The following is a 17,026-nucleotide window of genomic DNA, read 5'->3' as shown; positions in this document are numbered from 1 at the left end:
TGCTGAAAATTATGCGTCTTCGCCGAACCAACAAATATTACGAGCTGCCATGATTAGCTCACCCGCACGTTCTTCGGTCAGACCTTCGATACCTTCAATATCATCGATACCCTGATCAGCTAGGTCTTCTAGTGTTGCTACACCTTTAGCTGCCAGTTTAAATGCCATCTCACGCTCAAGGCCTTCTAGACCAAGTAGGTCTTCTGCAGGCTCAACACCATCGAAAGACTCTTCTTGTGCAAGCGCAAGAGTGGTTAGTGCATTCTTAGCACGACTACGTAGTTCTTCTACTAGGTCTTCATCTAGACCATTCACTTCAAGAAGCTCGTTTACAGGAACGTAAGCAACTTCTTCTAGCGTTGAGAAGCCTTCTTCAACAAGCAGCTGAGCAAAGTCTTCTTCGATATCTAGGTGCTTCATGAAGTTTTCGATTGCAGCTTGAGACTCTTCAGCGTGTTTCTTATGAAGGTCTTCAACTGTCATTACGTTTAGTTCCCAACCAGTTAGTTGAGACGCTAGGCGTACGTTTTGACCATTGCGGCCGATAGCTTGTGCTAGGTTATCTGCTTCAACAGCGATATCCATTGCGTTTGCATCTTCATCAACAATGATAGAAGCAACATCAGCAGGTGCCATAGCGTTAATAACGAATTGCGCCGGGTTATCATCCCAAAGCACGATATCGATACGCTCACCACCAAGCTCACCAGAGACAGCTTGTACACGTGCACCACGCATACCAACACACGCACCAACAGGGTCGATACGCTTATCGTTTGTCTTAACCGCGATCTTAGCGCGAGAACCTGGATCACGTGCCGCGCCTTTAAGCTCGATAATTTCTTCTGCGATTTCCGGAACTTCAACACGGAATAGCTCAGCAAGCATTTCTGACTTAGAACGAGTGATGAATAGCTGGAAGCCACGAGCTTCAGGAGCCACTTTGTACAGAAGACCACGAACACGGTCACCTGGACGGAAGTTTTCACGAGGAAGTTGGTCATCACGCAGGATAACGGCTTCAGCGTTGTTACCTAGGTCAAGAACAACCGTTTCACGGTTTACTTTCTTAACAACACCAGTAACCAGTTCACCTTCATTGTCGATGAACTGTTCTACGATCTGTGCACGCTCAGCTTCACGTACTTTTTGTACGATAACTTGCTTCGCTGTTTGAGTCGTAATACGGTCAAACGTTACTGATTCGATATCATCTTCAACGAAATCGCCCAGTTGTAGCGCTTCATCTTCGAACTGTGCCGCTTCAAGAGAAATCTCTTTCGTTGGGCTCTCTACTTCTTCAACGATCAACCAACGACGGAAAGTTTCGAACTCGCCCGTTTTACGGTCGATTTCAACACGTACGTCGATTTCCATTTCGTGCTTCTTCTTTGTCGAAGTCGCTAGAGCAATTTCAAGGGCTTCAAAGATGCGTTCACGAGGTACCGCTTTTTCGTTCGATACCGCTTCTACTACCGCTAAAATTTCTTTACTCATTTTAAATAGCCTCTAAGACTCAAATTAAAATTTAGGGATCAGGTTAGCTTTTGAGATATTGCTTAGCACAAACTCTTCTTCATTACCTTCAACAGTAAGAGAGATAGTCTCGCCATCAACAGAATGGATAACTCCTTTCCATTTACGACGGTTGCCCACAGCCATCTTCAATACGATGCTTACCTCGTGACCAATAAATTGTTCATAATGTGCAGCTTTGAAAAGTGGTCTTTCTAAACCTGGTGAAGAAACTTCAAGGTTGTAAGCCACAGTAATTGGATCTTCAACGTCCATAACCGCACTTACCTGACGGCTAACTTCAGCACAATCTTCGACATTAATGCCGTTCTCGTGATCAATAAAAATACGTAACGTTGAATGCTCGCCTGCGCGAATAAATTCTAATCCAACTAACTCATAACCTGATGCCGCTACAGGAGCTTCAAGCATTTCAGTAAGTTGTCTTTCTAAACCAGTCATTTTAACCACTCCAGAAACAAAAAAAGGGCACAGAGCCCATTTTTAAATTCCAAGCAAAGCTCCAAATGTCCAATTAAGGAAATTTAGATAACAAAAAACCCCGAAAAGTCGGGGTTTTTTGTTGCTGGACCCTGATACGTTAAACGATATCGTTGCCGTTTAACTCGTAGTATTGCTACTACGCAAACTTGTCCGAATCCACTCTCTATAAAAGAAAAGGGATTTGGTTGCGGGGGCCGGATTTGAACCGACGACCTTCGGGTTATGAGCCCGACGAGCTACCAAGCTGCTCCACCCCGCGTCCGACTTGTCGAGCATTATACGCTCTCCAAGGTGTTTTACAAGTTTGTAAATCAATGGTGCCGAGAGAGGGACTCGAACCCTCACACCAAAGGCACCAGCACCTCATGCTGGCGTGTCTACCAATTTCACCATCTCGGCAGCTAAATCTATCTAAAAGCTAGAATAGCTTATTGAGGAATTTCGTCACCCTGAGGGGCTGGAATTTCACTCGCATCATCAGCTTGTTGGATAACTTGACCTTGAGTTGGGTCAATCCACTGTGACTCAGTCTTATGTGTAGACATATTACCAAGCACTAAGCTAAGGATGAAAAATACTGTTGCAAAAATTGCAGTCATTCGGGTTAGGAAATTACCTGAGCCGCTTGCGCCAAACACTGTGTTTGATGCGCCTGCACCGAATGAGGCTCCCATATCTGCGCCTTTACCTTGTTGAATCAACACTAGGCCGATTACACCAACCGCTGCCAACAGGTAAATCACAAGTAGAACTGTAAACATTATTTCCACCTATGTTCCAAATTGTTGAGCCAGCGCCGCTCGAAACTGCAATTGCTTATCGTTTTGAACAAGGCTAGCGACCTCCTTATCGAAGGCCGAGCAATACTAGCGAAACACGATAACGCTGACAAGTAGATTTTTTCAAAAAAGTACGCACTTAGAATTAAGCGGTCAAAAAAAGGACAAAAGTAACGCTTTTCTTTACTTTATTCCTTAGCAAACCACTAAAGTTCTAAAAATTCAGGACTATATTCAATCAGACCCGATGCCTCAGCGAATTCACCTTCGGCAAGCGCCACCACCTGAAATGCCCCTTCTGGAACTTCCCACTGACATTGCATATTGTGCTTTGCGCTACTTTCAAAGCCAAAACGGCCATAATATGCAGGATCGCCAAGAACCACACAGGCTGGATAACCAAACTCAAACAGTGAAGAGAAACCTTCTTTCACTAACTGTTCCGCTATTCCTTGCTTATGGTATTCTTTGGCAACCGCTAGCGGAGCCAACCCTTGCCAGTTATGGTCAACACCGTCAAGCGTGACTGGGCTAAACAGAACGTAACCAACAATGTCACCTTCATCACTACAAGCGACAAGAGAGAGAGTCCGGCGGCCATTCTCTCTTAGCTTCATCACTAAGTTCGCTTCAGCATCCGTTTCGAATGTGGATTTCAGTAATCTATCTATAGCCAGGATGTCTGCTGGCGCTTCAGTTCGAATAAGCATTTACAACCTCATTTTGTGTCACTGGCGATTGTAAGCCTTTTTGCACAAAATCGGCTAATTGATTTAAAGCGGTTTGCAAAGTTTTTGGTAAAGATTCGAGATCAACACTGTCCATCAAGTTTTTTACCTCTAATCCCAGCTCAGTATCCCCTTCTATGGATAAGCGACGTTGGAAAAAAAGCGTGTCTGGATCTTCTTTGCGTCCTGCGATTAACACGAGATCATTGAGGTTGCCACTAAACGAGACATCTTCTTTAATCGCTTTATCCGCCACCACCAACTTGTCATCTTGATAGCTAATCATCCAGCTAAGTTGCATATCTTTCACTTCAACTTTCAGCCACTTATTTTCTAGGAACTCAAAGTCGCCATCTTCTAATGCTTCTTTGAAAACCATTTTAAGCCCTTCTAACAAGGCTTTTTTTTGTACAGATTGCGGCAATAAGTGGACTGGAGATCGCAAAATTGATGCGGCATTTTGAACTAGTTGGGTGCGAATCTTGTTAATCACGCGAGTTATCCGTTACTTTGTAAACTAAGTCCTCCATCATAGGGGATGTTTTACTATCGATTCCTGTTATTTATCAAAGAATCTGCGCCCAAACTGAAACTCTTTAAAGTCAACGCTAGGGCGGTTATAGTTATCCATTCAATCGAATTCACTTATACTGTGAATGTAATTCTCTTTGGAGAGTCGGAACAAGCTTGATGCTATCGCAACAATTACAGCACTGGTTTACAAAAATAACGGCCAACAGTCCGTTTTTTTTCGCCATTCTGGATAACCAGCATAACTATGCCATGGTTAACGGACGCTATTGTGACATCGCGGGCTTAACCTCTACCGAACTGGTCGGCATGAACGATAGCCAAATCATGGGCCAACAGTTCTATGACCATCTCAAGCCGTACTATCAACGTGCGTTCAAAGGAGAATCTATTGAGGCCGAGATGACAATGGGGGATCTTGGTTTAGAAACCAGCCTCCACTTCAACGTTTGCCCTATCGAAAATGATGACGGCGTGGAACACATCATTTTTCATGCGTTAGACACCTCTGAGAAGCAGATTCTGATTCGCTCCCTTGAAGAGTCAGAAGGCAAGTTTTCTACCCTCACCTCACTACTTCCCGAAGGAATCCTTCTGGTTGAGGATGATTGCATTATTTCAGCGAACCCAGCTTCATTGCGTTTGCTTGGATTCGATGCGATTCAAGATGTACTAGGTGAAAACTTCTCTCGTTTGTTCGTCGATGAGAAAACCAAAACCGTGTTTCCAGAATCTTTCGTTGAGCAGTTAAGTGAAACGCCGTTAACCTGTTTAACTGGCCCTCGTTGTGGATTCGAACGAAAAGTCCATCTGATGGCGGATTCAACGATGGTGCTCGGAGGCGATTCCCAGCTCATATTGCTTCAAGATGCCGAGTCAGCTTCCGCAACGCTTCCAAACAGTCAGCAGCAAGATGCGCACTTAGACTCGCTCACTGGGCTCTACAATCGATTCGGTTTTACCAAGCGTTTAGAGCAACTCATCCATAACGAAACCCCACTTATCATGCTCTACTTAGACATTGATAACTTTAAAAACATTAATGACTCTCTTGGTCACCATATCGGCGATAAAGTGATTAAAGAAGTCTCATCTCGTCTTAAACGTCTTCTACCTCAGCAAGCGGTGTTAGGGCATTTAGGAGGAGACGAGTTTGGTCTTATTCTGCCTGAACCGGATAACAACCGGATGGCAGAGATGTTGTCTGAACGAATCATCTCATTGATTAACCAACCTTTCGATCTGCACCACTTCAGCAAACGTCTCGCGTGCTCGATTGGTAGTGTTGCCTATCCTGGTGATGGTAACGACGCTCGTATTTTGCTGCAAAATGCCGATACAGCAATGTATGAAGCCAAAGACCGAGGTCGAAATCGTCTGATTAAGTTTAACGATCAGATGAACAAAGAAGCACGTATGCGTCTGTGGCTCGAGATCGAACTGCAAAAAGCGCTACAGCAAAACGGTTTAGAAGTGTGGTATCAGCCCAAGGTCAATGCGCGAGATTTTAGTATCAATGGCGCTGAGGCCCTTATTCGCTGGAAGCACCCCGTTGAAGGCTATATCAGCCCAGGTGCATTTATTCCTGTCGCAGAAAAAGCGGGCCTGATCGAGCATTTAGGCCGTGTTGTCATGCGTGATGTTTTCAGCACCGTCAAACGCTGGAAACTGCAAGGTATCTTGCCTGGACGAGTCGCGATCAACCTGTCTCCTGAGCAATTTGGCAACCCTAAGCTTATCGACTACATGGAGAAGCTGCTGCGTTCTACGGAACTCGATCCAAGCTGCATTACCTTTGAGCTTACAGAAAGTGCCGTTATGAGCGACAGTGACCATACACTGCAAATGCTCAATGCGATAAAAAAACTAGGCTTTGCGCTATCTATTGATGACTTTGGGACGGGGTACTCCTCCCTCTCTTATCTTGCTCGCTTCCCTCTTGATGAGCTTAAAATCGACCGAGCGTTTATTTCTGATATCGATACACTACCAAAACAGATCACCGTTATCGAGAACATCATTAACCTTGGTAAGTCACTTAACCTTACTGTGGTTGCTGAAGGGGTCGAGACTCAACAGCAAGCCACCCTGCTGTCGAACTTAAACTGTAACTCGATTCAAGGTTTCCACTTCTATCGACCACAGCCTCGACAAGAAGTTGAAGAGCTCTTTGCTCAGAACCGCCGCCACAAAAACTAGCCCTAAGTAAGTATTTCACCGAGAAACTCACTCAAACCTGCCTTACATCAAATTTGCCATTCATAATTCTTCATAAAATGCTCGGCAATTTTCTAATAAGATGATCTTGGTAGAGCAATGGAACTCCTATGCCCAGCAGGTAACTTACCTGCTCTAAAAACTGCGATTGATTGTGGTGCTGATGCGGTTTACATCGGTTTCAAAGATGACACCAACGCACGACATTTTGCAGGTTTGAACTTTACTGGCAAGAAGCTAGAGAAAGCCGTTCAGTACGTTCATGACAACAACAAAAAAATCCACGTGGCATTGAATACCTTTGCTCACCCAAATGGCTTTGAGCGATGGACAGATGCCGTCGACCGAGCGGCGCATAGTGGTGTTGACGCTTTGATCGTAGCTGATATTGCCGTTCTGGAGTATGCCGCACGTAGATATCCGGATCTTGAACTGCACCTTTCTGTACAGGCTTCGGCAACCAACGTCGCCGCTGTCGATTTTTACAAACAAAACTTCAATGTTAAGCGTGTTGTTCTGCCTCGTGTCCTTTCTATTCATCAGGTAAAACAGCTTTCCCGTAACATTACTAGCGACGTAGAGCTGGAAGTGTTTGCTTTCGGAAGCCTGTGTATCATGTCTGAGGGTCGTTGCTACCTCTCATCGTATATGACAGGTGAGTCACCAAACACGGTTGGTGCATGCTCACCAGCGAAATACGTTCGCTGGCAAGAAACAGAAAACGGCTTAGAGTCACGTCTTAATGATATTCTCATCGACCGCTACAGTGATGGTGAAAATGCAGGCTACCCAACGTTGTGTAAAGGTCGCTTTACCGCTGATCTTGAAGAACAGACCAAGGCCTACCACGCACTCGAAGAACCAACCAGTTTAAATACCCTATCCATGCTGCCTGACTTATTCGCCGCTAACGTTGCTTCAGTGAAAATTGAAGGTCGCCAACGCAGCCCTGCGTATGTAGAACAAGTCACTCGCACTTGGCGCGCTGCCATTGACCGCTACCTTGCGAATCCAGAGGGTTACCACGTAGAGCCGACATGGAATGCTGCACTGGCTAACGTATCTGAGGGTACACAGACCACGCTTGGTGCTTACCATCGTAAATGGCAGTAGCACTTAAAGAGTGAAGAACAGAATGGAAAACACAATGAAATACGCACTTGGCCCATTACTTTACTTCTGGCCTAAGCAAGATGTTGAAGACTTTTATCAGCAAGCAAAATCGAGTTCAGCAGACATTATTTATCTAGGTGAAAGTGTCTGTTCTAAGCGCCGAGAGATGAAGCCTGCTCATTGGTTTGATATTGCTAAAGAGCTCAGTTCTACTGGTAAACAAGTCGTGCTTTCTACGATGGCACTGCTTGAGGCACCTAGCGAAGTCAATATCATGAAGAGGTACATCGATAACGGTGACTTTGCGATTGAAGCCAATGATGTCTCTGCAATTCAATTAGCCAGCCAAAGCAAAGTGCCTTTTGTGGTTGGCCCTGCGGTCAATACGTACAACGCACACACGTTAAACCTATTCTTAAAACAAGGGATGACACGTTGGTGTATGCCGGTTGAATTATCACGCGAATGGTTAGGCAACGTATTGACTCAATGTGATGAGTTGGGCATCAAAGGTCAGTTTGAAGTTGAAGTATTCAGTCATGGCTATTTGCCACTGGCCTACTCAGCTCGTTGCTTTACTGCTCGTGCTGAGAATAAAGCGAAAGATGACTGTGAGACTTGCTGTATCAAATACCCAACCGGTATTCAGGTCAGCAGCCAAGAGGGCCAAGAGGTGTTTAACCTCAATGGCATTCAGACTCAGTCTGGCTACTGCTATAACCTTATCAATGACTTACCAAGTATGGATGGTTTGGTTGATGTAGTACGCCTTAGCCCGCTTGGTCTCGATACTTTCACTCAAGTCGATAAGTTCCGCGCCAATGAGCAAGGTAATAACCCATCTACTATTGAAAGCCGCCAATGTAATGGCTACTGGCATCAACTTGCTGGCTTAGAAGTGAAAAATATCTAATCTTATTTCTAGCTAAAAACATCAACAAAAAGGGGCTCAATGAGCCCCTTTGTTCTATGCGATAGCTTGCTCTGGTTGAGCTGTTTGATATCGGCGAATATCTTTGAGTAGCATAAATATAACCACCGCGCTCAACGCGATATTCGACAAAGGATACGCGATCCATATTCCTGGCACACCAAACAGCTTTGGCATGATGTACAAGAAAGGTAGCTGAATCAGCATATTACCAACCGTGACAAACATCGCTTTGCTGCCTTTGTTGATCGCTTGATAGTAAGCACCAGCGACAACCAAGAAGCCATCCAAGAACAGCGCAAACATATGCAAGCGAATCCCCAAAACCGTGTTTTCAATCAGTTGACTGTCTGACGAGTTAAACACCGAGACAAACTCGCGAGGAAATAGATTCAACAGTACAACAAAGCCTAAACCAATCAGTATCGATGTGCCCATCGCCACTTTTAACAGCTTGCGAATGTTTTCTTGATTGCGCGCGCCGTGGTTAAAGCTCACTAGTGGCTGCATGCCGTTGGCGACCCCTTCAACGGTGAGATAATAAACCGTAACGATATACCCCAAAATCGCATACGCACCGATAATCATCACATCGCCATATTGAGTAAATAGGCTATTGTGCAGTGCAACCATCATTGAACCGTAGGCATACATAAAAAAGCTTGAAGTACCAATGGCAAAGATCTGCGGAACGGCAGCAAGCTTCAATTTGAACTCACTGATCTTAAGTCGTAAGTTGGCTCTAGATGAGAAGAAATACGCTAAACCTAATGCGGTCACCACTGCTTGCGCGATCGCGGTTGCAATCGCCGCACCAGTCAGCTCCCAGCCCCACAGTGCAATCATGATGTAATCCATCACAATGTTCACTACGGCACCAACCACCATCAGCATCGTGGCTAAATTTGGACTGTCATCATTACGCAGCAGAAACGGCATAGCGATGGAACCCAAGGTGAATACACAGGCTCCGATCAAGATATGAAGGTACTGTAACCCCAGCTCATACACTCGCCCCTCCGCACCTTGCCAACGTAAGAAGTCATCAGCAAACAAGAACAAACCACCAGCGACAATCGGCATTAGCGCCAACAGTAGCAGAAGGCCAGTAGTGAGGATTTGTTTCGCACCGGCATTATCCCCTTCACCTTGGCGAATAGACACAAGGGCTCCGGTACCGACACCCACCAACATCCCAATGCCTAGAATCGAGCCAATCACCGGCCAAGCGACATTAATACCCGCTAAACCATCAGCGCCGACATAGCGGCCAATAAAGATACCATCGACAACTTGGTATAAACCATTCACCAACATCGCAGCAACGGTAGGGATGGTGTATTTCCAAAACTGTTTATAGATTGAAGTTTGCATTCTTATCACCATTAGTTAGCAAGGCTAACTAAATAATTAAATTTAAGCTTTTAATGATTTTTCCAGCAGAGACACCAACTGTTCAGCTTCTTTAGCCGATAACTTGGCGTTCATCGCTTGGGCAATTTCCTTATAAACAACCTGTTCTAGTGATAAATCCTGAATCACTTTTTCTGTCAACGTCACTCGTTTAGAACGTGCATCTTCGTTACAAGGCACTCTAAGCACTAAACCTTTCTTTTCTAACCGTGCCACCATGTTTGATGCCGATGGCTTGCTGACTTTCATCTCGTCCGCTAGGTCAGTAATCCTCATCCCTTCAGGTGACATTTGGATCACTTTGAGATAATCGAACTCATTAAAGCTCAGTAGCGATAACGGGGCTTCCTTGGCATAGATACGCCAAGCTTTAGAACAGAATCGTTCTAATTCAATCAAACTGTTCTCTAAAGTCATCACTGTCGCCAATTAGTTAGCAAGGCTAACTATTTTAGTCATATTCAAATTTTAGGCAATAAAAAACCGCTGATACCAGCGGTTTCTCTTTTGCTCGTTTTACTTACTGAGCGTTTTTAGCTTGCGCTTGCTTTGCTTTAGCTAAGTGCTCGGCTTTGACTTGATTGTAGATGCGGCTTAACTCTAAGAACGAGTAACGATGCTCGACATATTCAAACACGTTAAATGAAATCGCTAACTTGTATAAAGAGATTGCACTAGCAAAATCGCCTTCTGCTTGATAACGCTTACCTAAGTAGAAGTATGCTTCCGTCAGCCGTTGAGCTAAAACGGTGTTGTCTCTTGTACCAGAAAGAATCGCTTTGAAGGCTTGCTCTTCCGTCACATCACCTAGAGTAATCGCAACCAATACCCATCCCCATTGCTCATCACGAGCTTGGTATCGTTGCTCTAACTCTTGGCGCGCTAACTCTGGCGCCTTTTCCGATTTTACAATGTACAGCCATAACGCTCTAAACGGATCGCTAGGATCTTGCTCATAGTGCTTTTGCATATCTTCTAATGCAAGATCAATACGATCACCGTAGTACAAAGCAATCGCTCGGTTACGAGCAGCGTAAGTGTTATCTGGTGCAAGTTCTAGAGTGGAGTCAAACGCGTCATACGCCGCATCAAACTCACCCACTTGAGTGAAGTAAACGCCCAGCAAGTTGAACAGATCAGGCTGCGCTGGGTTTAAAGAAAGTGATTGATTGTAGTCCAGTCGTGCTAAATCACGCAGACCGACACTATCGTAATAGTTACCACGTTCATAGAGCATCTTGGCTCTGACATCATTAGGCAAATCTGTTCGTTGAAGCAACTGAGAAAGACGCGCTATCTGCACCTCTTGTTGAACACTTGCCTGTAAAGGCACAGCCATCGGTGGGTAAAGCCATTGAGCGCTATTATTTGAAGTCGTTGCACAACCTGCTGTAACGAGTAGTGCCACACTCAGCGTTGCCGTTCGAAACCATTTCACTTATCGATACTCCTGTCCTGAGCCGAGCCCAGTATCATCCACATAAAAAAAGGGAGCGTAATGCTCCCTTTATAACATGCTTTTAGCGCAATAGGCTAATTCACCTATTGTTGACCAAATTAAGCGTCAGTTGCTGGTTTTTCTTCAGCTGCTGCTTCTTCCGTCTTTTCTACTGCTTCTTTCATGCTTAGACGTACACGGCCTTGGCGGTCGATTTCAAGTACTTTAACTTGAACTTCTTGACCTTCAGCTAGGTAGTCAGACACTTTCTCAACGCGCTTATCAGCGATTTGAGAGATGTGTACTAGACCATCTTTACCAGGCAGGATAGTAACGAATGCACCGAAGTCAGCTAGACGAGCAACTTTACCAGTGTAGATGCGGCCTACTTCAACTTCTGCAGTGATCTCTTCGATACGACGGATTGCTTCTTTCGCAGCTGTACCTTCAGTTGCAGCAATCTTAATTGTACCGTCGTCTTCGATTTCGATAGTTGTACCTGTCTCTTCAGTTAGAGCACGGATTACAGCACCACCTTTACCGATAACGTCTTTGATCTTCTCAGCGCTGATCTTCATTGTGTGAATACGCGGAGCGAATTCAGAGATATCGTCACGAGCACCAGAAATCGCTTCATCCATTACAGATAGGATGTGCTTACGTGCACCTTGCGCTTGGTTAAGAGCAATTTGCATGATTTCTTTAGTGATACCTTCGATCTTGATATCCATCTGAAGTGCAGTGATACCAGCGTTAGTACCAGCCACTTTAAAGTCCATGTCACCTAGGTGGTCTTCATCACCAAGGATGTCAGAAAGAACAACGAAGTCGTCGCCTTCTTTCACTAGACCCATTGCGATACCCGCAACAGACGCTTTGATTGGAACACCAGCATCCATAAGCGCTAGAGAAGTACCACATACAGAAGCCATTGAAGAAGAACCGTTAGATTCAGTGATTTCTGATACTACACGTACTGTGTATGGGAACTCATCTACAGATGGCATTACTGCTGCAATACCACGCTTAGCCAGTTTACCGTGGCCGATTTCACGACGCTTAGGAGAACCTACAAAACCCGTTTCGCCTACACAGTATGGAGGGAAGTTGTAATGTAGTAGGAAGTGATCTTTACGCTCACCTGTTAGCTCGTCGATGATTTGAGCATCGCGCTGCGTACCTAGAGTCGCAGTTACGATTGCCTGAGTTTCACCACGAGTGAATAGTGAAGAACCGTGTGTACGTGGAAGAACGCCAGTACGTACGTCAAGCGCACGAACCATGTCTTTTTCACGGCCATCGATACGTGGGTTACCCGCGATGATGCTGCGACGAACAACTGTCTTCTCTAGATCGTGGAAGATAGTGTGGATTTCTTTTGTGTTTGCTTCTGGATCTTCAGCAAGCAGCACTTCATTTACTTCTGCAGCAATCGTGTGAATACGGTCGTAACGAGCCATTTTCTCAGTGATTTGGTAAGCTTCAACAAGCTTAGCTTCTGCAAGTTCTGCAATGCGAGTGTTTAGTGCTGTGTTCTCTTCAGGAGCAACCCAGTCCCAAGCTGGAGTCGCAACTTCAGCGGCGAACTCGTTGATTGCTTTGATCACAACTTGTTGTTGATCGTGACCAAATACAACCGCAGAAAGCATCTCTTCTTCTGTTAGGTTGTCAGCTTCTGACTCAACCATAAGAACAGCGCCTTCAGTACCAGCAACGACTAGGTCTAGCTTAGACGTGTCTAGTTCAGTGTTGCTTGGGTTCAGTACTAGTTGACCGTCAACGTGACCAACACGTGCTGCACCGATAGGACCGTTGAACGGGATACCAGAGATAGCAAGAGCAGCAGAAGTACCGATCATTGTTACCATGTCAGGTTGTACGTCTGGATTAACAGACATTACTGTTGCGATAACTTGAACTTCGTTTTTGAATGCATCCGGGAAAAGAGGACGAATTGGGCGGTCGATTAGACGAGCCGTTAGTGTTTCGCCTTCAGAAGGACGGCCTTCACGCTTGAAGAAACCACCAGGAATTTTACCTGCAGCGTAAGTACGCTCTTGGTAGTTTACAGTTAGAGGGAAGAAGTCTTGACCTTCTACCGCTTCTTTTTTACCTACAACAGATACGAATACAGAAGTATCGTCCATTGTAACCATTACTGCTGCTGTAGCTTGACGTGCAATAACGCCAGTTTCTAGAGTAACTGTGTGGTTACCGTACTGGAACGTTTTAACAACTGGTTTTTCGAACATGGAAATTCCTTGTTAGATTAATATTGAAACTTCACTGCTACCAATCGCGACTAGTGAAAACAGGCTCTCTTTATTGCTCTAGTGTTGCCTATAAGCTCACACTAAACCCGCTTTTAATAGCCGCGACCATGTGGTCGACTTACGTGACTGTAGTCAGTGATATAAAGTTGTACTATTTGAATCCACAGTGAGTGAATATAGGAAATAGCGGCCCGATTATAGACTAGTTTTCAGGTCAAATCCCCTTAAATTTCCTGCTTATGTGCTCACCTTCTGAGAAAGCCATTCACATTGAATAACGGGAAAATAATTTAACTAGCCCATATAAAAAAAGCCTCAGCATAAGCTGAGGCTCTTTCATCAAATTTGGAATTTGATTAGCGACGTAGACCTAGACGCTTGATAAGCTCTTGGTAACGACCAAGATCTTTACCTTTTAGGTAGTCTAGAAGCTTACGACGGCTAGAAACCATACGTAGAAGACCACGACGGCTGTGGTGATCGCCTTTGTGAGCTTTGAAGTGACCTTGAAGGTGGTTGATAGAAGCAGTTAGTAGTGCTACTTGTACTTCTGGTGAACCAGTATCGCCTTCACCGCGTGCGTAATCAGCAACGATTGCTGCTTTAGTTTCTGCATTCAGAGACATAATTCTCTCCTAAATAAGAGTAAGTTAAACATTGTGCCAGCCAATCTCTGATTCAGCCGACACGAGAAGCGCGAATTATATGGGATGTATAAAGGTTAAGCAATAGCTATTTGCACGCTTCGCGCGGGAATATATGGATGTGAGATGCGAAAACGGAAGTTCGGGGAAGTCGGCTATAAATGCTTCCCCTTCAGCACTGTCATCCTCAAGAGCGAGGTACGAGTGAATTGGGGACCTCTTGCTGCGAATCGAAGACTTTATGAGATTCCCTACTCCTTCCTTCGTCAGTCTAGGGAATGACAAAGGTAGGTTCGAAAGGCGCTGCCCGTTCCTATCTTTATTGTTTCTGTTACACTTAGCCCATCAAAACCAACCTAATTGAATATATAGGATTCACTATGAAAATCGGCATCATTGGTGCAATGGAACAAGAAGTTTCCATTCTGAAACAAGCAATTGAAAACCGTAAAGAAGTTAACAAAGCAGGTTGTACTTACTTCTCAGGTCAAATCAACGGTGTTGAGGTTGTGTTGCTTCAATCAGGTATTGGTAAAGTTGCCGCAGCCGTTGGTACAACTATCCTACTTGATGAGTACCAGCCAGACGTCGTTATCAACACAGGCTCTGCCGGTGGCTTTGATGCAAGCTTAAATGTAGGTGATGTCGTTATCTCAACTGAAGTTCGCCACCACGATGCTGACGTAACCGCTTTTGGTTATGAAATCGGTCAGATGGCGCAACAGCCAGCCGCGTTCATCGCAGATGAAAAGCTAATGGATGTCGCTGAAAAAGCCCTAGCGCAAATGGAAGAGACTCATGCAGTGCGTGGCCTAATTTGTACCGGTGATGCCTTCATTGCGAGCGCAGAGCGCCAAGCATTTATTCGCCAGAACTTCCCTTCTGTTGTTGCTGTCGAGATGGAAGCCTCAGCGATTGCTCAAACGTGTCATCAATTCAACGTCCCATTTGTCGTTGTACGTGCTATCTCAGACGTTGCTGACAAAGAAGCAGGCATGACCTTCGATGAATTCCTTCCGCTAGCGGCTAAGAGCTCGTCTGAAATGGTCATCAAAATGGTTGAACTGCTTAAGTAACACTTAAGAAGGAAAATACGCGATATCATGGAAGATATATTCAATCAATTCTACTCAAATGGGGCGCTCCTTGTATTATGGGGCGCTCTATTGTTTCACCTAATTCTTCCTTTCCCACGAGAAGCTCACCCCGCGATTCTTTGGCATAAATTCGCCGAGCTGTTGGCCGATAAGGTCAATAACAACAGCAGCTATTCGCAGAGCATCATTTCAGGCACACTCGCATGGTTGCTCATGTTGCTGCCCATGTTAGTAGTCCTCATCGCACTGAAACCATTGGTTTGGCAACCTCAACTTTTCGAGCTCGCTTTTTTGCTCCTGGCCATTGATTGGCGCAATACGGACAAGTTCACCGCTTCGTTTGTTGCCGCACTCGCCAGAGAAGATAAAGAACATGCTAAGATGCTACTCAAACCCATCGTCAACCGTTCTACTGAGCCGCTCTCTCTACTAGGTTTAGGGAAGGCGGGCTCTGAAACATTGATCATGTCTTATGGCCGTAACGTTATCGGCGTGCTGTTTTGGTATGGCATTGGCGGAGGTATCGCTGCGTTTCTTTACAGAATGAGTGTTGAACTCGCCAGAGCTTGGTCACCTTCCCGTCAACAGTTCTCTCCTTTTGGCATTCCAGCAGTCCGCGCGGTCGCAGCACTGGATTATATGCCAATGCGTCTTTTCGCCATGATGATAACGGTAGGTAAGCGCGCCAAAGAGACAGCACAACTCATCTCTCTTCAAGCGAAATCTTGGCCACTACCAGGACCAGCTTGGTTATTGGTTTCGGTGGGGGCAAAACTTGAGCTCTCTTTAGGTGGCCCTGCTATTTACAATAAGCACAAAGCGATTCGAGCAAAGTTGGGCGGCCGAATTGCCCCCTCTGCAATTCATGTTGCCCAAGTTCAAAAGTTACTTGCGTGGCGTATGTTCGCTTGGATTGTTATACAAAGCCTGTTCATGGGCCTGATTTACCAAGGATTTTAAATGCGTTCCATTGCTGCCGTTTTCTCCATTTTGATGAGCTTTTATCTTTACTCCGCCCCCGTTGAACGTGTTATCAGCCTTGCCCCTCACGCCACTGAAATTGCTTACGCAGCCGGTTTAGGGGATAAGCTTGTCGCGGTTAGCGAACGCAGTGACTACCCCGAGCAAGCTCAATCGATTGAAAAAGTCTCTAATTACCAAGGTATTAAGCTTGAGCGTATTATCGCCCTGCAACCTGATCTCATCATTGCATGGCCGTCAGGTAACCCTGCGGGGGAGTTAAAAAAGCTTGAGCAATTTGGCTTCAATATCTACTACTCTCACACAAATAGCCTTGACGACATAGCCAATAACATCGAACAGCTCAGTCAGTATTCTTCAGAGCCAAATATTGGTAAACGGGCTGCTGATGACTTTAGGCAGTCATTGGTCGAACTCAAAGCCCGTTACCATACCGAGCAATCGGTCCGATACTTTTACCAACTCAGTCAGCAACCGATCATCACCTTAGCCCAAGGTAAATGGCCAAGTGAGGTATTTGATTTTTGTGGTGGGGAGAACACCTTTGAGAAGAGCGCGGCACCCTACCCTCAAGTCGGTCTGGAACAGGTGATCGTTCAAAACCCGGATGTCATTTTCACTTCTGCACATGCCCTTGCCAATGGCAATATGTGGGAACAATGGCACGATCAGCTCAACGCAGTTCAAAATGATGCGATTTGGTCCCTCAATTCAGATTGGATTAATCGACCAACACCCCGCACCCTAAAAGCGATTGAACAAGTTTGTGAGTATTTCGAAACAGTTCGTCAAAAACGCTAACGGTTGCTCAGTATATCTCGTACAATTCGAGCTCACTTCTTGTTCCCAATTTTAAGTAAGA

Annotated in this window: 16 protein-coding genes and 2 tRNA genes; 6 read left to right on the top strand and 12 right to left on the bottom strand. The window is 45.3% G+C overall.

The window, feature by feature from the left end:
• Window positions 1-9: 9 nt before the first annotated feature.
• From nusA to ubiT, 7 genes are all read right to left on the bottom strand, one after another.
• Window positions 10-1,497 carry a transcription termination factor NusA gene (gene nusA / locus EJ063_RS09425; protein ID WP_126574040.1) on the bottom strand — a complete coding sequence of 496 codons (1,488 nt, stop codon included), beginning with the start codon at window positions 1,495-1,497 and terminating at the stop codon, window positions 10-12.
• Between the two features lie 24 nt (window positions 1,498-1,521).
• Window positions 1,522-1,977 carry a ribosome maturation factor RimP gene (gene rimP / locus EJ063_RS09420; protein WP_126574039.1) on the bottom strand — a complete coding sequence of 152 codons (456 nt, stop codon included), beginning with the start codon at window positions 1,975-1,977 and terminating at the stop codon, window positions 1,522-1,524.
• 224 nt (window positions 1,978-2,201) lie between these two features.
• Window positions 2,202-2,278 (bottom strand) — tRNA-Met (locus EJ063_RS09415).
• 56 nt (window positions 2,279-2,334) lie between these two features.
• A tRNA-Leu gene (locus EJ063_RS09410) sits at window positions 2,335-2,418 on the bottom strand.
• A 29-nt stretch (window positions 2,419-2,447) separates the two neighbouring features.
• A complete protein-coding gene (gene secG / locus EJ063_RS09405; protein ID WP_126574038.1) occupies window positions 2,448-2,780 on the bottom strand; it encodes a preprotein translocase subunit SecG in 333 nt (110 codons plus the stop codon).
• A gap of 224 nt (window positions 2,781-3,004) precedes the next feature.
• On the bottom strand, window positions 3,005-3,508 hold the full coding sequence (locus tag EJ063_RS09400) for a GNAT family N-acetyltransferase (protein ID WP_126574037.1): 504 nt from the start codon (window positions 3,506-3,508) through the stop codon (window positions 3,005-3,007).
• Window positions 3,492-4,019, bottom strand: coding sequence for a ubiquinone anaerobic biosynthesis accessory factor UbiT (gene ubiT / locus EJ063_RS09395; RefSeq protein WP_126574036.1), 528 nt, complete (start codon window positions 4,017-4,019; stop codon window positions 3,492-3,494). Before ubiT ends, EJ063_RS09400 begins: the two co-directional genes overlap by 17 nt.
• 197 nt (window positions 4,020-4,216) lie before the next feature.
• On the opposite strand from ubiT, the gene EJ063_RS09390 reads away from it, so the two are divergent.
• The 3 genes from EJ063_RS09390 to EJ063_RS09380 all read left to right on the top strand — a co-directional run bounded on the left by EJ063_RS09390 (window position 4,217) and on the right by EJ063_RS09380 (window position 8,300).
• A complete protein-coding gene (locus tag EJ063_RS09390) occupies window positions 4,217-6,256 on the top strand; it encodes a sensor domain-containing protein (protein WP_126574035.1) in 2,040 nt (679 codons plus the stop codon).
• A gap of 117 nt (window positions 6,257-6,373) precedes the next feature.
• A complete protein-coding gene (ubiU, locus tag EJ063_RS09385; RefSeq protein ID WP_126574034.1) occupies window positions 6,374-7,387 on the top strand; it encodes a ubiquinone anaerobic biosynthesis protein UbiU in 1,014 nt (337 codons plus the stop codon).
• 34 nt (window positions 7,388-7,421) lie between these two features.
• Window positions 7,422-8,300 (top strand): U32 family peptidase, encoded by an 879-nt coding sequence (locus EJ063_RS09380; protein WP_167469897.1) that lies wholly within the window; start codon window positions 7,422-7,424, stop codon window positions 8,298-8,300.
• 54 nt (window positions 8,301-8,354) lie between these two features.
• Here the strand turns inward: EJ063_RS09380 and EJ063_RS09375 are convergent, their stop codons facing one another.
• The 5 genes from EJ063_RS09375 to rpsO form a co-directional block, all read right to left on the bottom strand.
• Window positions 8,355-9,692, bottom strand: coding sequence for an MATE family efflux transporter (locus EJ063_RS09375; RefSeq protein ID WP_126574032.1), 1,338 nt, complete (start codon window positions 9,690-9,692; stop codon window positions 8,355-8,357).
• Window positions 9,693-9,734: 42 nt separating this feature from the next.
• A complete protein-coding gene (locus tag EJ063_RS09370) occupies window positions 9,735-10,148 on the bottom strand; it encodes a MarR family winged helix-turn-helix transcriptional regulator (protein WP_126574031.1) in 414 nt (137 codons plus the stop codon).
• Window positions 10,149-10,251: 103 nt separating this feature from the next.
• Window positions 10,252-11,169, bottom strand: coding sequence for a lipoprotein NlpI (nlpI, locus tag EJ063_RS09365; protein WP_126574030.1), 918 nt, complete (start codon window positions 11,167-11,169; stop codon window positions 10,252-10,254).
• A gap of 119 nt (window positions 11,170-11,288) precedes the next feature.
• On the bottom strand, window positions 11,289-13,421 hold the full coding sequence (gene pnp, locus EJ063_RS09360; RefSeq protein WP_126574029.1) for a polyribonucleotide nucleotidyltransferase: 2,133 nt from the start codon (window positions 13,419-13,421) through the stop codon (window positions 11,289-11,291).
• 377 nt (window positions 13,422-13,798) lie between these two features.
• The gene (rpsO, locus tag EJ063_RS09355; protein ID WP_126574028.1) at window positions 13,799-14,068 is read right to left on the bottom strand and encodes a 30S ribosomal protein S15; all 270 of its coding nucleotides are present in this window, start codon (window positions 14,066-14,068) and stop codon (window positions 13,799-13,801) included.
• Between the two features lie 398 nt (window positions 14,069-14,466).
• Here rpsO and mtnN point away from each other — a divergent pair, with 398 nt between their 5' ends.
• From mtnN to btuF, 3 genes are read left to right on the top strand one after another with little or no spacing between them, the layout of a single operon-like run.
• Entirely contained in the window at window positions 14,467-15,162 is a 696-nt protein-coding gene (mtnN, locus tag EJ063_RS09350) for a 5'-methylthioadenosine/S-adenosylhomocysteine nucleosidase (protein WP_126574027.1), read from the top strand.
• A 27-nt stretch (window positions 15,163-15,189) separates the two neighbouring features.
• Window positions 15,190-16,143, top strand: a complete 954-nt coding sequence (locus tag EJ063_RS09345; RefSeq protein ID WP_126574026.1) for a cobalamin biosynthesis family protein — start codon at window positions 15,190-15,192, stop codon at window positions 16,141-16,143.
• A complete protein-coding gene (btuF, locus tag EJ063_RS09340; RefSeq protein ID WP_126574025.1) occupies window positions 16,144-16,965 on the top strand; it encodes a vitamin B12 ABC transporter substrate-binding protein BtuF in 822 nt (273 codons plus the stop codon).
• Window positions 16,966-17,026 lie beyond the last annotated feature (61 nt).

Source organism: Vibrio aquaticus, from assembly GCF_003970385.1.
Classification (GTDB): Bacteria; Pseudomonadota; Gammaproteobacteria; order Enterobacterales; family Vibrionaceae; genus Vibrio; species Vibrio aquaticus.
The sequence above is the reverse complement of the archived record's forward strand: the minus strand, read 5'-3'. Positions and strand labels throughout refer to the sequence as shown.